The organism is Pseudomonas sp. C6002 (assembly GCF_013385805.1).
In the GTDB taxonomy this organism is placed as follows: Bacteria; Pseudomonadota; Gammaproteobacteria; order Pseudomonadales; family Pseudomonadaceae; genus Aquipseudomonas.
Genome location: NZ_JACAPH010000021.1, coordinates 50147 through 65230 on the forward strand (window position 1 = coordinate 50147; position 15084 = coordinate 65230).

General features: G+C 53.4%; 12 protein-coding genes and 1 pseudogene. 5 read left to right on the top strand and 8 right to left on the bottom strand.

Annotation, left to right across the window (positions count from 1 at the left end; genetic code table 11):
- Window positions 1-222: 222 nt before the first annotated feature.
- The gene (gene rmuC / locus HX817_RS14040; RefSeq protein ID WP_159936332.1) at window positions 223-2142 is read left to right on the top strand and encodes a DNA recombination protein RmuC; all 1920 of its coding nucleotides are present in this window, start codon (window positions 223-225) and stop codon (window positions 2140-2142) included.
- A gap of 38 nt (window positions 2143-2180) precedes the next feature.
- On the opposite strand, the gene zorD is transcribed toward rmuC, so the two are convergent.
- From zorD to zorA1, 4 genes are read right to left on the bottom strand one after another with little or no spacing between them, the layout of a single operon-like run.
- Window positions 2181-5429, bottom strand: a complete 3249-nt coding sequence (gene zorD, locus HX817_RS14045) for a type I Zorya anti-phage system protein ZorD (RefSeq protein ID WP_177040403.1) — start codon at window positions 5427-5429, stop codon at window positions 2181-2183.
- Window positions 5429-7078 carry a type I Zorya anti-phage system protein ZorC gene (gene zorC, locus HX817_RS14050; RefSeq protein WP_177035835.1) on the bottom strand — a complete coding sequence of 550 codons (1650 nt, stop codon included), beginning with the start codon at window positions 7076-7078 and terminating at the stop codon, window positions 5429-5431. Before zorC ends, zorD begins: the two co-directional genes overlap by 1 nt.
- A complete protein-coding gene (gene zorB1, locus HX817_RS14055; protein WP_053162988.1) occupies window positions 7075-7818 on the bottom strand; it encodes a type I Zorya anti-phage system protein ZorB1 in 744 nt (247 codons plus the stop codon). The genes zorC and zorB1 overlap by 4 nt, the downstream gene beginning before the upstream one ends.
- A 13-nt stretch (window positions 7819-7831) precedes the next feature.
- Entirely contained in the window at window positions 7832-10024 is a 2193-nt protein-coding gene (gene zorA1 / locus HX817_RS14060) for a type I Zorya anti-phage system protein ZorA1 (protein WP_177035834.1), read from the bottom strand.
- A 917-nt stretch (window positions 10025-10941) separates the two neighbouring features.
- Between zorA1 and HX817_RS14065 the strand changes: the two genes are divergently transcribed.
- From HX817_RS14065 to HX817_RS14075, 3 genes are all read left to right on the top strand, one after another.
- Complete coding sequence (locus HX817_RS14065; protein ID WP_134326553.1) at window positions 10942-11151, top strand: hypothetical protein; 210 nt, start codon at window positions 10942-10944, stop codon at window positions 11149-11151.
- Between the two features lie 93 nt (window positions 11152-11244).
- On the top strand, window positions 11245-11583 hold the full coding sequence (locus tag HX817_RS14070; protein WP_177028272.1) for a hypothetical protein: 339 nt from the start codon (window positions 11245-11247) through the stop codon (window positions 11581-11583).
- 28 nt (window positions 11584-11611) lie between these two features.
- Window positions 11612-12298: an SOS response-associated peptidase gene (locus HX817_RS14075; protein ID WP_177028271.1), complete on the top strand. Its 687-nt coding sequence runs from the start codon at window positions 11612-11614 to the stop codon at window positions 12296-12298.
- On the opposite strand, the gene HX817_RS14080 is transcribed toward HX817_RS14075, so the two are convergent.
- Both HX817_RS14080 and HX817_RS31325 read right to left on the bottom strand, forming a co-directional pair.
- Window positions 12292-12579, bottom strand: a complete 288-nt coding sequence (locus HX817_RS14080) for a helix-turn-helix domain-containing protein (protein WP_008431807.1) — start codon at window positions 12577-12579, stop codon at window positions 12292-12294. The two genes, HX817_RS14075 and HX817_RS14080, sit on opposite strands and share 7 nt — an antisense overlap.
- Window positions 12580-12808: 229 nt before the next feature.
- Window positions 12809-12919 (bottom strand): annotated as a pseudogene (locus tag HX817_RS31325) (lysis protein); the annotation flags it as partial.
- Window positions 12920-13366: 447 nt separating this feature from the next.
- Between HX817_RS31325 and HX817_RS14085 the strand changes: the two are divergent.
- Window positions 13367-13894, top strand: a complete 528-nt coding sequence (locus HX817_RS14085; RefSeq protein ID WP_177040404.1) for a hypothetical protein — start codon at window positions 13367-13369, stop codon at window positions 13892-13894.
- 118 nt (window positions 13895-14012) lie between these two features.
- On the opposite strand, the gene HX817_RS14090 is transcribed toward HX817_RS14085, so the two are convergent.
- Both HX817_RS14090 and HX817_RS14095 read right to left on the bottom strand, forming a co-directional pair.
- On the bottom strand, window positions 14013-14537 hold the full coding sequence (locus HX817_RS14090) for a lysis system i-spanin subunit Rz (RefSeq protein WP_177040405.1): 525 nt from the start codon (window positions 14535-14537) through the stop codon (window positions 14013-14015).
- Window positions 14534-15067, bottom strand: coding sequence for a glycoside hydrolase family 19 protein (locus tag HX817_RS14095; protein ID WP_177040406.1), 534 nt, complete (start codon window positions 15065-15067; stop codon window positions 14534-14536). Before HX817_RS14095 ends, HX817_RS14090 begins: the two co-directional genes overlap by 4 nt.
- Window positions 15068-15084 lie beyond the last annotated feature (17 nt).

The window sequence follows — 15084 nt, forward strand, 5'->3', positions numbered from 1 at the left end:
GATCACCGCCGGCTCCGCTTTGCTTAATCTGGGCCTATTTACCGGCCGGCACGGAATGATTTGTTTTTAATCGAGTATCGTGGCCCACCGGCTAACACTTAAACATCGAAATCTCCGAGAAGCTGACCTTCGATTAAAACCAGGTCGATATTTAACAGTTCTCAGTCGACCAGCTCCGTGCCATCATTTTGCAATCCACCCCAGCGATAAAAGGACGTACCGATGGCACAACAATATTTCATTCCGGCCCTGATCGGACTCTTCAGCTTGCTGTTTCTGGGGATCGGTTTCTGGATCAATAGCCGTATCGCGGCAGGCAAGCTGGCTCAACAATTCTCCGAAATACAATCCAGTCATCAAGCTGAACACCAGCAATTGCTGAACGATGTTGCGCTTTCTCGGCAACGTGAGCAGCAAATGCTCCATGAGCAATCGGAACATCAAAATGAGCTGAAACTGGCCAGTGAAGCATTGGCGAACCATCGAGAGATCGAGAAGCAGCTCAGCATTCAGCTCAGCGAGTTCAAGACTTCGCTGGAGGCCGAGAAGCAACGCACGCTCGATAAAGTGCAGCAACTTGCAGAGGCCGCCGCCCTCACTGAAAAACACAGCGTGGAAACGAACCAACTCCGGCTACAGCTCGGCGAATTAAAACAAGAGCTTGGGCAAGGCCAGGAGCAGACTCGGCAGTTGGATGAGTTGAAGCAGGCGCTGAAGCAGCAGCAAGCGCGTTTTGAAGCAGCTCAACTACAACTGCAAAAACAAGGTGAGCATCTAGGTCAAAGCGCGGAACAAGCGCATCAGCTCCTGGAGGTAAAAACCGCCAATAAGGACCTCCAAAGTCGTCTCGACAATACCCAGGAAGAATTCAAAAAGCAGCGCGAACAATTGGGGCAGGCAGCAGAACAAAAGGACCAATTGGACACGCTGCGCAACACATTGGCCCAACGAGACAAAGAACTAGGCGATACGCGAGATGAACTCAGCCTTGCGAAGCAGAGTCTTGCCGAAATAAATATGCGCCACCAGCGCGACCAGCACTCAGCTACAGAGAAACTGCAGCTGTTGGAAGATAACAAGGTTCAACTCAAGCAGGAGTTTCAGAACCTTGCAAATCAGATTTTCGACAGCAAACAGCAGAGCTTCTCTGAGCAAAGCCGCCAAGGGCTGGACACTCTGCTAAAACCGTTCAAGGACCAGCTCGAATCATTCCGTCAGCGAGTGGATCAGGTTCACTCCGATACCGTGCAAGGCCAAAGCTCGATGAAAAGCGAGCTTGTCAAGCTGATGGAATTGAACGTCCAGATCACAACCGAGGCGTCAAATCTTACCAAAGCGCTTAAAGGTGACAAAAAACTTCAAGGCACCTGGGGCGAGCAAAAGGTAGAGATGCTGCTCGAGCAGGCAGGGCTGCGTAAAGGGTTCGAGTACCACCGCGAGGCGAACTTCAAGGACGACGATGCAGGAAACAATCGACCAGACTTCGTGGTCAATTTACCCGAAGGTAAACACATCATCATTGACAGCAAGATGTCGCTGGTGGCCTACACGGAGTACGTTTCCGCCGAAACCGACGAAGATCGCACCAAAGCCCTGTCCGCACACGTTCTGGCGTTGAAGAACCACATCAACGGATTGTCCGATAAGAAATACACCGACCTTAACGGCATCAACTCTCCTGACTTTGTGTTTTTATTCATGCCGGTTGAGCCCGCGTATTTGGTCGCGGCTGAGCACAGTCCGGGGGTATTCCAGGCTGCATATGAAAAACGTATTGCGATAATTACCGCCACCACACTGCTGCCAGTTCTGAGGGTCGTATCGAATCTGTGGAGCATCCAACGTCAAAACAGCAGCACGCTGCAACTCGCAACAATGGCGAGCAAGGTCTACGACAAGTTGCGAATCTTCGTGGATAAAATGGACAAGCTCGGTAATCAGATCGCTACGGTGCAGAAAAGCTACTCAGACAGCGTCAATACGCTGAAAGGGGATCACGGAAGCCTGACCAAGACCGTGGACAAGTTCGTCGCTTTGGGCGTCACGGTCTCCAAGCGTCTACCAGCATCAGCTGTGGGAGACGATGAAGAGATGGAAAGCGAGTTGGCAACACTTCCGGTGGAAAGTGCGGCCAACACCTAACCTAAACAGTGAGCGGTAACCCTTGCCGCTCATTTGCCTCAACAGACCCCGAGCACTCGTTCGAAATCACTGGCTTGAATTTCCCCCGAGCCGCTCAACATATCCCTCGCCAACGCCCGTCTCTTGCTCAACAACTCATCCAGCGTCGCTTCAAACGTTGGCATCGCCGCATCCCGCACTGTTGGGTAATACACGTAAACATCCTTCTCCTGTCCAATACGATACGCACGATCAGTGGCTTGATCTTCCTTGGCCGGGTTCCAGCATCGGGTGAAGTGGATGACGTGGTTGGCAGCCTGAACGTTGACGCCAAAGCCAACTGCAATAGTCGAGAGGATGATCACAGAGAAGCCCGGCTGATCCTGGAACTGGTCGATCAGTTTTTGTCGGCTGTTCGCGCTCTGGCTGCTGGTGCTGGTGTCGCCGTTGATCACGGTTGCGCGGAATCCGAAATACTCCTGAATGGCGTGTTGGAGTTCACGCTGGATATCACGCAGTTCGGTAAAGAGAATGACTTTGTCACCCTTCCCTGCCTTTTTGATGGACTCAAGGGTATCGAGCAGCCAGCGCAGCTTCGGCGAGTTGTCACGCAGGCGTTTGTCCGGCTGAACACTGTAGGGGTGAGCACAGATGAGTTTGAGCTTATGCAGCAGGCCGAGCATGCCGGAGGTTTTCTGATCAAGCTGTTCTTCGATTTGTTGCTTCTGGCTATAGGCCGAAATTTCCGAGAGGTAAAGATTTCGCTGTAGGGCGTGCATCGACAATGAACGGCAACCCTTGTCTTCGATTTTCGCGGGCAGGTCTTTGGCGATATCCTGTTTTGTGCGGCGCAGGGTTTGCGGCTCAATCAGCCCACGCAAGCGTTCCAGGGCAACGGTGTCTCGCTCAAGTGCAGCTTCGATGGGTCGCTGGTACTCGCGACCAAACTGGTTCAACCCGCCAAGGAAGCCTGGCTGGATGAAGTCGAACAGGCACCAAAGATCAATCAGGGAGTTTTCCACTGGCGTCCCGGTGCAAGCGACCCGGAATCGAGCCGGAACAGCCTTAATTGCCTGAGTCACCAGAGCGGCAGGGTTCTTCAGTTTCTGAGCTTCGTCGCACACGACGATCGACCATTGCTGGCGAGCGAGGGAGAACTCTTGGTCACGAAACGTTTCGTAGGTGGTCAGTACGATGCGTGCACCGCCAACCCAGCCCGGACGAAGTAGGTTCTTGATACCCTTAGCCTTCAAGTCGGCAGGAATCTCATCTTTCTTGAACTTCACCGCGCTCAAAGCCGAGCCGTAAAGCTTCAGGACTGGGAGTGCGTCAGCAAAGAAGAACCGGTGCAGCTCTCGCTCCCAGTTATCGAGCAATGAAACCGGCGCAACGATCAAGGTCGGCTTGTCTTGAGGATATTGCTCCAGGTACCAAACCAGAAACGTCAGCAGTTGAATGGTTTTGCCCAGGCCCATGTCATCGGCGAGCAAGCAACCTGAGACGTCTGTCGGCGAAAGCCGGAAGAGATGTTGAAGCCATGCAATGCCCTGTAACTGATGTTCTCTCAAGATGACTTCGGGTCTTAGCAGGCTCGGCAGCTCAGGCTGGGCATCGAGGGCTGCTCGTAGGGCTTCCTGACGTACTTGAACGTACGTTGGCTCGTCGATGTTATGACCAATTTGAAGTACCGCTCGACCTACTTTTTCTTCAAAACTCGAAATCTTGGTCTCGGGTGTGGATATCTTTTTGGACCAGGCATCAAACAGCTGCTCTGCCGCCGCGATGGAAAGCGGCATGTCTGAGAGTGGCATCAGTACCGTATCATCACCTGCCGCGCGAGCCTCGCCCAGCCGTTGCTCGAACTCATCAAACTGAGCCCGATCCGACGGATCCCAGCGCCCGAGGATTTCGGCGTCGGAGCCCAAATCCGCGAGGTCTTTAGGCAACCAGTTTTCTGTCGCCTCCTTGACCAGGAAAGGTGACGTGATGCGCTCTGCTTCGCCGATGCCAGTGACACGATCGCCATACAGCGACAAATCCAACACTGCGTCGAACTCCGCGCCAGCCGCTTCGTTCTGCCAGCGTCTAAGCAACTCACTGATGCCTGCCAATTGACGCAAATCGAAGTCGCTTAATTCAAGCTCGTAACCCTGCCAGAAGCCCGCCGGCATGCCTGCAGCCAGCTTCAACTGAAGTTCATGCACGAAGGGAGCAAACTCATGAGCTTCGTTGAACGGCAGTTCTATCGATGCTTGCGGTGTTGGTGAAATGGGCTCAAGGGTCAGGTTAATGCGCTGAATGCGTAGACCTGTATCGTTTAGCTCGGGCTCAAGATGAAAACGGTGAAAGAAGATACCAGCGTCCGCCAAGTCGCTCTCGTAGGTGTCAGCGTCCAACACCTGACTGGCACTATCACCCAAAGAGCTATAGGGATTGCGAATGAATGAAAGCGCATCGTCGCCCGCCACCCGGCGTCCGTGCAGTGAACGCACATAATCTAGTACCGATTTTACTTCCGGCTCGATCAGCACATGGGTCAGAGATCCGTCAGCCCCGATGACCCGGTAACGATCCTGCACTTGTTTGTGGGCATCGAAATTTTCCAACCAATTTTCAGGCTGCCCGTCGAATGTAGGTTCCAGCTCGATGACAGGCGTATTGCCTACGCTCGATTTACGTGGATGGAGACGAAGGTTTTCTGGCCTGACCACAACGGTTTTGTCGAGAAAACCGTCCATGCCTGCGCCAGCCTTGCGGGCCAGCTTGCGGACGCTGGCCCAGCCGATCTGGTTGGTAAGTTCGCCAGGGCTTTCTTGTTGCGATAAATGGAGTTGCCGAACAGCACTCACCAATTGGTAAGTTGCCTCAGGCAGCAGCTCGATTTTATCGCCATGCGTGAGGACAGCGCCCGTACGTTTGGTTTGCACTGTCGCCGCGGATTCGCTATCGCGCCAAGCACCTATTGATACCTTGAAATCGTTCGAAGCAAGACTGCCTTGGCTAGTGAGCTGCGGCGTCAAATTCGACTGCTTTGGCAATCCGAGTAACGGTACGCTGCTGACGTGCCCTTCCTCATTCAAAAGTCGATAAAGCTCGTCCCACGGCAGTAGCCAGCGATCACTGAGTTGGGATACGAACTCTTCCTCTTCGAGCTGATCGAGGTAACCTACAAGTGACCAAAACTCAGTACTGTCGGCAAGGCTCAGCGGGAAGCACAATCCCTGCTCCTCTATCGAGTATAGTGGCAAATTATTGAACTCACCGGACTTCGGCAGCAGGCCTTTTCCAGATAGAAAACGCTTGAGCATTACTGCCTCCAGAATTTCAGTGGCTGATTGTTGACGGGCTTGAAGCCGAGGCGCTGCAGACAAGCCATGGCCGCTGGCTCATGACTTTCAAGTTGCACTTGTAAGGCTCCGCCTTTGGCGCGGGAGTCATACACCCTATGAGAAATCCCCTTCAACGCTTCCGCCAACTGCGCTTCGAAAGCAATAGTTTGGGGTGGCGACCTGAATGGGTGATCACCTCGACTATCAATGTGCCCATCAGCCCGGATACCGAGTTCTGCAAGAGTCTCGTCAAATTTTGCCAGCCATCCGCTAACATGGTTTGGCCTTGATGGCATAGCCATATGTCCCATGGGTTTTACAGCTGATTTATTTTTCTGTTTTAACTCCGAGTTAAGATCCAGATAAATCTGGTCCGGGTTGAACGGTGCGCTGTCGGCTTTGTAGACGTAACAAGCGTTGCCTTTCTCCGAAAACTCGACGAACAGATAATTTGCAATTTGCATAATGACTGCGTTGTTGCTTGATTTACTGCCCGCCAGGTAGCTCAAACGGCCATTGTTTTTTCGCCGAAAATCAACAAAGTCAGACCCGGCATCCGTTTTGGCGTCTGCACCCAACACAATCCGCGTATAGCTCATCTGATTCGCGAAACGTAGCCAATAGAACAGACGTGCCTGATCTACATCCCTATCGCCTTTGAGGAGATTGAAGAAGTGCTCAAGATCTTCTTTAGCAAACCACGCGACCACCATCGCACAAACGTCTTTCTCCACGTACTGAAGCCAGCTATTTTGCCTGGAGCGAATTTGTGGGCTGCCCCAGTTATCCAAAGCACTCTGTTTGAGAAGGGACGACGGTTTTTCCCGATACGATGCTGCGTGATAACGCGTCAGGCAGGCGCTGAGGAGCGCATTCATGTATGTCGGATGCTGACGCCCGATCTCAATGAAGTCGGGGAATCTTTTCGAGAACTCGTCGTCTTCCAAATTAAAGATTCGAGACAGCAATACGTTAAATATCCGGTGCCATAACCAACTGCTGTCAGGTATCTGCGCGATTGTTTGCAGCATCGAGAGATCACTGATCTCGCCGTTGAACATCTGCTCGCCAAGCGTCACCCCAGCCTGTTCGGAAAACAGCTGCTTATGATACTGGACGATACGGATCCATTCTTTTTCACGAGTCTGTTGCGCCTTTACACAAGCGAAACCATTGCGGATGTCGCCTTGCAACAAGCACCAGACCGGATTCGTGTCGGGCTTATCGGACTCGTAACCGAAGTAGCTGAAACAAAGCGCCAGCCAATCGCGGCGGCTCAGGCGCCGTTTTTCGATCCGCTGACTGACCTCGATATGGACTCGACCATAAAGTTGCTCGTCTTCAAGAATGGGACCCACACTCTCGACTTTATCGGCGAGACCGGCGAAGACCATGCGCCATTCGGAGGACGACAGAGGCAGGACATCCCTGAATTTATTGATGGCGGCTCTACGTTTTTCCTGAGGCGGTGGCAATGCTTTCTCTGCCCGCTCAAACCGGTCGTATAAATCGGCACTGGCAGCTTCCATTCGAGGAAAGCGAGCCAACGGTTCAGAACTAATCGCGATTCTACGGGCATCGAGCCTGAGCGCTATAGCTGACGACAGCTTGGCTAATGCACTGGTCATCGCGTCATCGCCAACTGGCATTTCTCGGACACTGTGCTGGCGAATACTGGAACTTCTGGTTTGAGGTTTTCCTCTTTCTCCTTCAAACCGTAGAACTGCATTCTCAGTTCAACTCGGCGGCTTGCCTCGTTGGTGTCTTTTGCGTTGTTGAAAGAAACACCACCCGCCAGGAACATCGATCTGATCTGCTGTTGTCTTTCAGCTGAAAGGCCGATTTGCAAAGGGCTGCGACTATCAAGCAGGCTACACATCACCCACTCGGACCGTTGTAAGGACAGGTGCAGGTTATATAAATACGAGCCGACGGTATCAGTAAATCCCTCGATAACAACCTGCTTGAACCACTTCCGCCCTTCTTCGCTATCGGCAGCATCAAGAATGAGTGGCACTACTCCCTGAAGGGCACTTTGACCCTCGTCGCTCAAAGAATACTGGTTATGCCCAAAACGTCCCGCCTCACCGAAGCTGATCCGATTGTCTTTGCAGTCGACGACGATGGTTGCATTAGAGTGCTTAGCCTTGAGCTGCAAATGCTCGCAGAGCTGACTAATGTCGCGACTGCGCTGTTTTTCGCCCTGCTCTGACTGACTGATCCTCTGGGTGACAGAGCTCAAAGCTGCAACCATCACAACGAGAAACAGGATCATCATGGCGGTCATCAAGTCTGCAAAAGAGATCCAGAACGGTTTCTCCGCATCATCCTTAGCGCGAGCCACCGAAGGCATTTGCTTACCAAACATATGTCAGGCTCCATTACTGCTTGATTCGTTCCATGATGTCGCCGAAGTCTTCAATGCTTTCCTTCACTCCATCGACGCCACCAGCCAGACTTTTAACAGCTTTATCCAGCTCCGTATCCAGACTACCCAACGTCTGCCGGAGTACCCTGTCCATGCCGTCGCCAAACTCTTTGAAACCATCGCCCAAAACGCCGCTGATGTTTTCCAGGTACTCATGAACCTCGCGATTGAGCGACTGCATGCGTTCCGATTGTTGCTTCAGATCCTGAAGATATTGAGCACGTCCGCTGGCCTCAACTTGCGCGCTGGCCACCACCCCTTCGATAACGGTTAGTGTTTTGCTCAACGATTCACGGTTGTTGCGATAGTCCGCGACGATGCTGTTCAATTCTCGTGAGGCCTGAGCAAGCTCGGCACCAGCCCCCTGAACAGTGCCCAGCAAACTAGCCGTCGATTCACTGGCCTTCGATACACTCAATCCAGCATTTTCAAAGCGCTCAGCTGCGGCTCTCATTTTGTCTGCACCAAGTTGCATGCTTTGCAGATGCTGTTCGGTTTGCGCGCTTAATGCTTTGACGTTGTCTCGCGAGGCTTTATTTTGTTCCGCGACAGACTGCAGCAGCGTTTTGACCTGCTCGTCCAGCCCCCCCACCAACGCGCGAGTGCCGTGATGAAGTTCTGCCTGTGCAACGCGAGTGGACTGATCCATTTGCTCGCGCCCACTTTCCAGTTTTTTGAAAACAGTAGAAAGCTGCTCGCCGAGCACTTCTACAGAGCCTGCAATCTTGGCCATGGTTTCTTGTTGACCTTGGCCCATGTTTTTTTGGATTGACTCGACAAACGACTGAAGACTCTCGGCCATCGCCAGCTGCCGCGCCTCGCTGTCGGCGAACATTTTTTCTAACTGCTGTGCCATGCGCGCGCCAGCGTCTTCGCCCTCAGTGCCGATGCGGGCAATGGATGACTGCAGATTTGCCAGCATCTCGTTCATGCCAGCCTGCATGGCACTTTGGCCGGTCTGCATGTCGGCAAGCAGCTGTGCAATCATTGCCGAGCTGCTCTGATTCGAGTTTTCGCTGGCCGAGCGCATGTCTTGAATGAGGCTGGAGAATCCTTGCTGCATTGACTGCATGGCAGCGACAGACTGGCCCATCATTTCATTCAGGCCGTTGAATTGCTGGCCGAAGGTGCCTTCCAGCTTGTTCATGAATGCCACCAGAACATCCTGAAGCAGATTCTGCACTTGGCCGGATTGATCGCCGCTGGCAGCCTGTACAGCCCCGGCAATCGCTTCCAATGGCGACTTCAAGCTGTTTTCAATGGCACTGCTGACCTGATCCGCCAACAGCTGCCCGGAGTCACGATAGGTCGTAGACAATGTGTCTGCCAACTTGAGGCTTTCGCGGACCTGTGTATCGACGAGGTTTTGCAGCATTTCCCGAAGATCCGTGACGAGGCTGTCTTTCAGTTGGCGAGTCTGGACCGAGTTTTCAGCACTGGACCTTACAAGCGCAGCAAGATATTCCTCGCCAACTCCGCTGTCGAATAGGCTATCGATTGCCTCATTCAGCGATTCAAGGTGCTTGTAACAGCGCCCTAATCGCCACTTTTCCGAGACAGTGACGATGATCGACGCCATGATGGAGAGAAATGAACCGATGAAGGCAAAGAGTACATCCTTCAGGAGCTTGTCCACGCTTGAGTTGACCAGCTCCGGCGTGCTTGGATCGAAGTGCTGCAACCCTAGCATCAAGCCGAAGAAGGTTCCAACAATGCCAACCCCCGTCAGGATGCCTGGCAGGTGCTTGAAAAATTCAGTAGCCAGCGGTGTATCGACAACACTCTGACCGGTAAAAAAGTTCGCCGCGACAGTAGTCGCACGGGAGCGCACCAGGCGATGCTCGCCTTCGTGATATTCGAACTGATTGTGAAGGGTCTCTGAATACTCTTTCCAAAGATGCTTCAGTTTTGTCGCATTGAATACTTTCGACAGCTCTGCTTGAAGCTGATCAGGCGACTTTGCCTTGATAGTAGCAATGCTACTCGTAAGCGACTTGAGCCTTCTGCTCAACACGAACGATGGGATGAAATATCTTCCGATGTACCAAAGACACAAGACCGCCACCGCCACCATGACTACACGCGGAGCTATTAGCTGAGCAGTGCTGGCGTCGCCCCACAATTTCAATAATGTCGAAAAGTCCACACTTCAGCCTTCAAATTTATCTTTTACGCGCTAACAAGCGCTTCACGCAGGAAGAAACGCGTGACTTGCCGGCACGCTTGTTCCAACGATGTTATTTCAGGGATATCTGGATGCCTGATCCTTCAGCAGAATGCTAAGGATATGCAACGAAGAGATGGGCGCTTAGAGAAGAAACGTCATCCTTGCGAGGCAAATATCTATCCATGTCCTTTTGCCAGCACGATACGCTTCATTCCTCCGTACGGTAAAGCCATATGCGAACGTCAGCCGACCAAGCGTGTCGCCTATAAGCACATGAAAACGAAAATCCGACTCTGAGGGTTTCCATGCCCGAGGCGCGAATCACGCGACCACCCGACGCCGAACTCACACCCCATTCGACATCTCTCGAACACTTCTGGCTACGCACTCAGCCCTATCAGTCCAAGCGAGAGTCTTGTTCGCGATTTTCAGAGCAATGATTAACTGTTCAAGAACGGACAGCTCTGCGTAAACCTGTGTTCGGCCGGAAGGTCTGACTGGAAGCATTGACGTGCTGCTTGTGCCTTCCGGGACAAACTCTGGCCTTTGTATCAGCTGAGGATTCCACCCAGAGCCAGTGGTTTTGTAGGGGTAAAAGCCACTTAAAATAAAAAGGGGTCGCGAGATAAAATCTCGCAACCCCTTGAATTATATGGTCGGGACGGAGTGATTCGAACACTCGACCCCTAGCACCCCATGCACGCAGTAACACCGTAAGCCCTTGTGAAATGGCTGTTTTTACTGGCGCTCGCTGCAATCGAATGCCCACAAGAGCTTACAAGTGCGTGAGAGAGTCACGCAAATGTCACGCACCCTCCCCGGCGTCCTGCCGACCGAACACAAACCACCCAAAGAACGCCGACTGCTAAGCTGTTCACTTCACCAGAGGAACGCCGATGCCCAACTCAGACCTGCTCCCTTCCCTGCTCTCCAAGTTGTACGAAAACCAGTTGGCCCTCGAAGCCTCCATCATGGAGCTATCGAACTGGGTTGAGCAGCGCGGCTCAGCCGATGTAGCGGAGAACATCCGCGGCGCCCTGCACACCATCGACGAGAATGAAGAGTTCATCAAGCTGACCCTGGCCGTCCTCATGGCGCCCGACTGATCGTCGGGTAAACCTGCAGTTCGTCGCCTCAGGCCTTTCGCTTGTCCAAATCTCGAATACTGTACGTGCATACAGCATTCGGAAGTACGCCCCATGAACATCGATGAAGACACCTGCGAGTGGCTTGGCATCCCCACGCCTCTCGAAATGCATAAACAGCATGCCCGCCTACTGGAGAACGAGGTCCAGGAACTGAACCTCCAACTGCGTAAAGCGAGGGCGGACATCTTCGGCCTGGTCGCGATGCTGGCTGAAGCGCAGGCAAAGAAAGACGAATTCTCAGGATATCTAAGGCAGCGCGGCGCCGAAGCAGCGGTCATGCGTAAGCAGATCGACACCCTCACAACATCAGAAAGAGTCAACGTGCGCGAAGTGGAGAGGCTGCGCGGGATGCTGAACGACCTGATGTCCCGCCCGAAAACCATCGTCTAAGCTCAGGTTTCAGATTGAGGGCTTGGCCATGTGCGGAAGACTTTCCCAGTACAGCGGCATTCATGACTTCGTTGCAGCGCTGAGCATGCCAAATGCACTGGCGAACTCCGTGGGTGAGTTACCCCTGGAGCGGTACAACGTCGCCCCGACAACCCAAGTCGCCCTGCTCCACCTGCAGGGTGACCAGCTGCACGCCGACCTGGTGCGATGGGGATGGCGCCCGCACTGGGCCAAGGACCGCGCCGCACCGATCAATGCCCGCGTCGAGAAGGTGGCCCACGGCCCGTTCTTCCGCGCAATCTGGCCGCACCGGGCAATCACGCCCATAGACAACTGGTTTGAGTGGGTGGACGAAGGCGGACCGAAGAAGCAGCCCTACCTGATCCGTCGGCGGGACGGTGCACCCGTGCTGTGCGCCGCCATTGGCCAACTGCCCGACAGCGACGAAGGCCCTGGCGAGCATGACGGCTTCGTGATCATCACCGCCGACAGCGCCGGCGGAATGGTGGACATCCACGACCGGCGGCCCGTGGTGCTGACGCCGGACCTGGCTAGGGAATGGCTGGACCCGGCCACGCCCAAGGAGCGAGCAGAACAGATGGTGCTACACCAGGGCGAACCGGCCGAGGTTTTCGAGTGGTTCAAGGTCGATACTGCCGTGGGCAATGTGCGAAACAAAGGGCCGGCGTTGATACATAAAATAATGAATCAGTGAATGAGCTCTTTTGCCTTTTCAAGACACTCCGTCGCGCTATCCAGCGCCTCAGCAGCCTTGGCCGAATCCGCACTACCGTTCTCTGTGCGCTTTCCAGTAATCACGAACAGGATATCGACGCCGGATTTCGCGACCGACGCGAGGTAATCCGCCCGCGGAAAACGAATCCCACTCTCGTACCTTCCCTGAGCATTCACTTCCACTCCACCAATCGCACCAATGGCAGATTGGGACAATCCAAGTCTAAGGCGTTCAGATTTCAATCTTGCACCGATGCTCATGACTGTATATCCAAATGGGTGTACTCATGGGAGCTATTGAGTACAGAGCAATTTCCCGCCTACAGCTTTTTCAGCTACCAAAAAACCACATGACGCCCACAACAGCAACGACCCATCCCAGCGTCAAAAGAAAAGAGAGACCTGCCAGCTGCTTGTCCATAAGTGCCTGTCAGTTTTAATGGAGAATTGCCGTCCTGAGCATCCAAGCCAAAAGCGTAGCTCATCATCCTCAGTGCGCAATCGCCCTGACGTACGCCTGGCACGCCCGCAGCGCGATCACGGCATTATCCCCGGCGTCGGTGATGCCGATAACTCTTTGAACATGCGTTGGGTTAAGCTGGGTTAGTTTGCGTAGGAGCCTACGCTGGCGCAGGACAGCCGGCGACCCTTAGAGGTGCTGCATCCGCAATAATGACAGGAGCGGTTGCCGGATTTAACACACCAACGACAACCGCTCAGTCAATAGGACTTGCTATAGGTAGCGTATATGCGTCAGGTTTTTGCAGAAAGCATCGAGCTAGCTTGGTTTAACGACGGACTGTCTGGGATATCCATGGATATGAGCGAAAAAACGTTTCAACGGGGCTTAAAAGAGCTACTGGTTAAGCAGTTTCTAGCACCACGTTCCCCATCCACGCTCTGGTTCAATCCTGCTCTTTTTCCAGGACGACCGAGTAAAATTCATTACCGAATACCGTAGGAAAAGCACTCGCGACTCCTCCACCCCGGTAGCAGTCACGATTGAAACCGAAGCAGAGATGTAATGGTAAGATTGAGGATTAACTACGTGATTGAACTACGGAAAAATATAGCCGCATTTATCTTATTATTTATGTTTTCGGCAAGTGCTTCAGCGCTAGACGCAAACATGAGATTAGAGAACATCAAATCTTTAGGCTTAAGTGTTGAAATACCAACGCAATTCACACCATTATCTGAAAAGCTGGCTGAAATTAAATATCCATCAAAAAGAAGACCTCAGGTTATTTACAGCAATGAAAGCGGCTCTGTATCTTTTGGCATATCAAAGTTAAAAAAACCGCAACTAGTTGGAATTGATGAAATCAAAGATAATATTTTAATCGCCATGAAAAACTTAGCACCTCAAGCTTCACAGATCGAGGCTGGGGGCAATAAGGCATGGCTTATAACATTTACATCGAAGGGGCTCGATGCTGACATATTGAATATGCAGCTATATATGCTATCAGATAATAATTTGATAATTGCAACATTTAATATGACTGAGAGCAATGTCAACGAATATCAGTCTCTTGGTAAAAAAACACTTACCTCAATAAAACTGAATGGATAAACAGTGCAAGGCTCGCTCCGCTTTGTGCACGAAACAGGAGTCTTGGCTGGACTTGCAGGGACGTTCTGCGGGGAAGGTGGCCGGGTGGATGTTGACGCATCCTGCCCGGCCGCTCCTTTTACTTCGGTGTAGAAACCTCTTTTAGGTAGGCCTGACAGGCTCGCAGGGCGATCAATCCTTGGTCTCCGGCATCGGTGATGGCGATAATTCTTTGAGCATGCGCTGGGTCAAGTTGGGCTCGACGGGCTGCATGAACCACGCCGACGGCGCCGGGGGCGGCAGGCACGTCGCAGCCACCGGCTGAATCCGTGGCGTCGAGAAGGACTGACAGCCGCACATCAGCAGTAGCAAGGCGGTCACGCAGCAGAGCCTGGTTGCGCTGGGCATCGGATAATTCCTTGGTGTGTTGTTGATCGGCAGCGGCCAGTTGCTGCTCGGTGGCAAGGCGCTTGTCCTGCTCGGCGCGGGCCTGGGCGGTAGCGGCATTGCCGATCGCGTCAAGGTCCGTCTGGAACTGTCCCGCCTGCTTTGCCAGCTTCCCGTCATACCGCCATTCCTGCACCTGCCAGGCAGCGCCGAAGCTCACGGCCATAGCCAGCAGGATCAGCGCCGCCAGGCTGGCCAACTTCTGCACCGGCGTCATGCCAGCACCTTCAGCGCCACTTTGTACAAAGCCTGGCGATCCTCCAGGCCGTTGATGCCGCCATTGATACGACGGGTGATCTTCAGGAAATCGCTCTGGTCCGCCAGAGTGTTCAGCCCGCGGGTAGACCAGAACCAGGCCGCCGACATCGCAGCGTACTGCGGCTGCTCGAGCAGTTCCGGGCGACTGATCAGGTCCAGGCCCAGGGCCTCGCCGCACGCAGCGTAGTTGGCCCGGCCAGTAACCTGGATCAGGCCGCGGCCACGGTATTTGAAGCCATCGCCATTGACCTTGTTGCCCAGATCGGAGCGCCCTTCGTAGCCGGCCTGCTGCGGCGTGGGGCCCCACAACTCTTTCAGCCAGCGGAACTGCCCCGACTCATGCCCGATCTGGGCGATGAAGGCAGCGATGCGCAGGCACGTGACAATTCCGTACTTGGCCATGGCCGTATTCAGCACAGGAACAAAAACGCCGGCTTGTCGGCCGGCGTTCGGGAGGATCTGTAGCAACTGCTGCTCTGTGATCGGCATGCTTTTCTCCAGGCAAT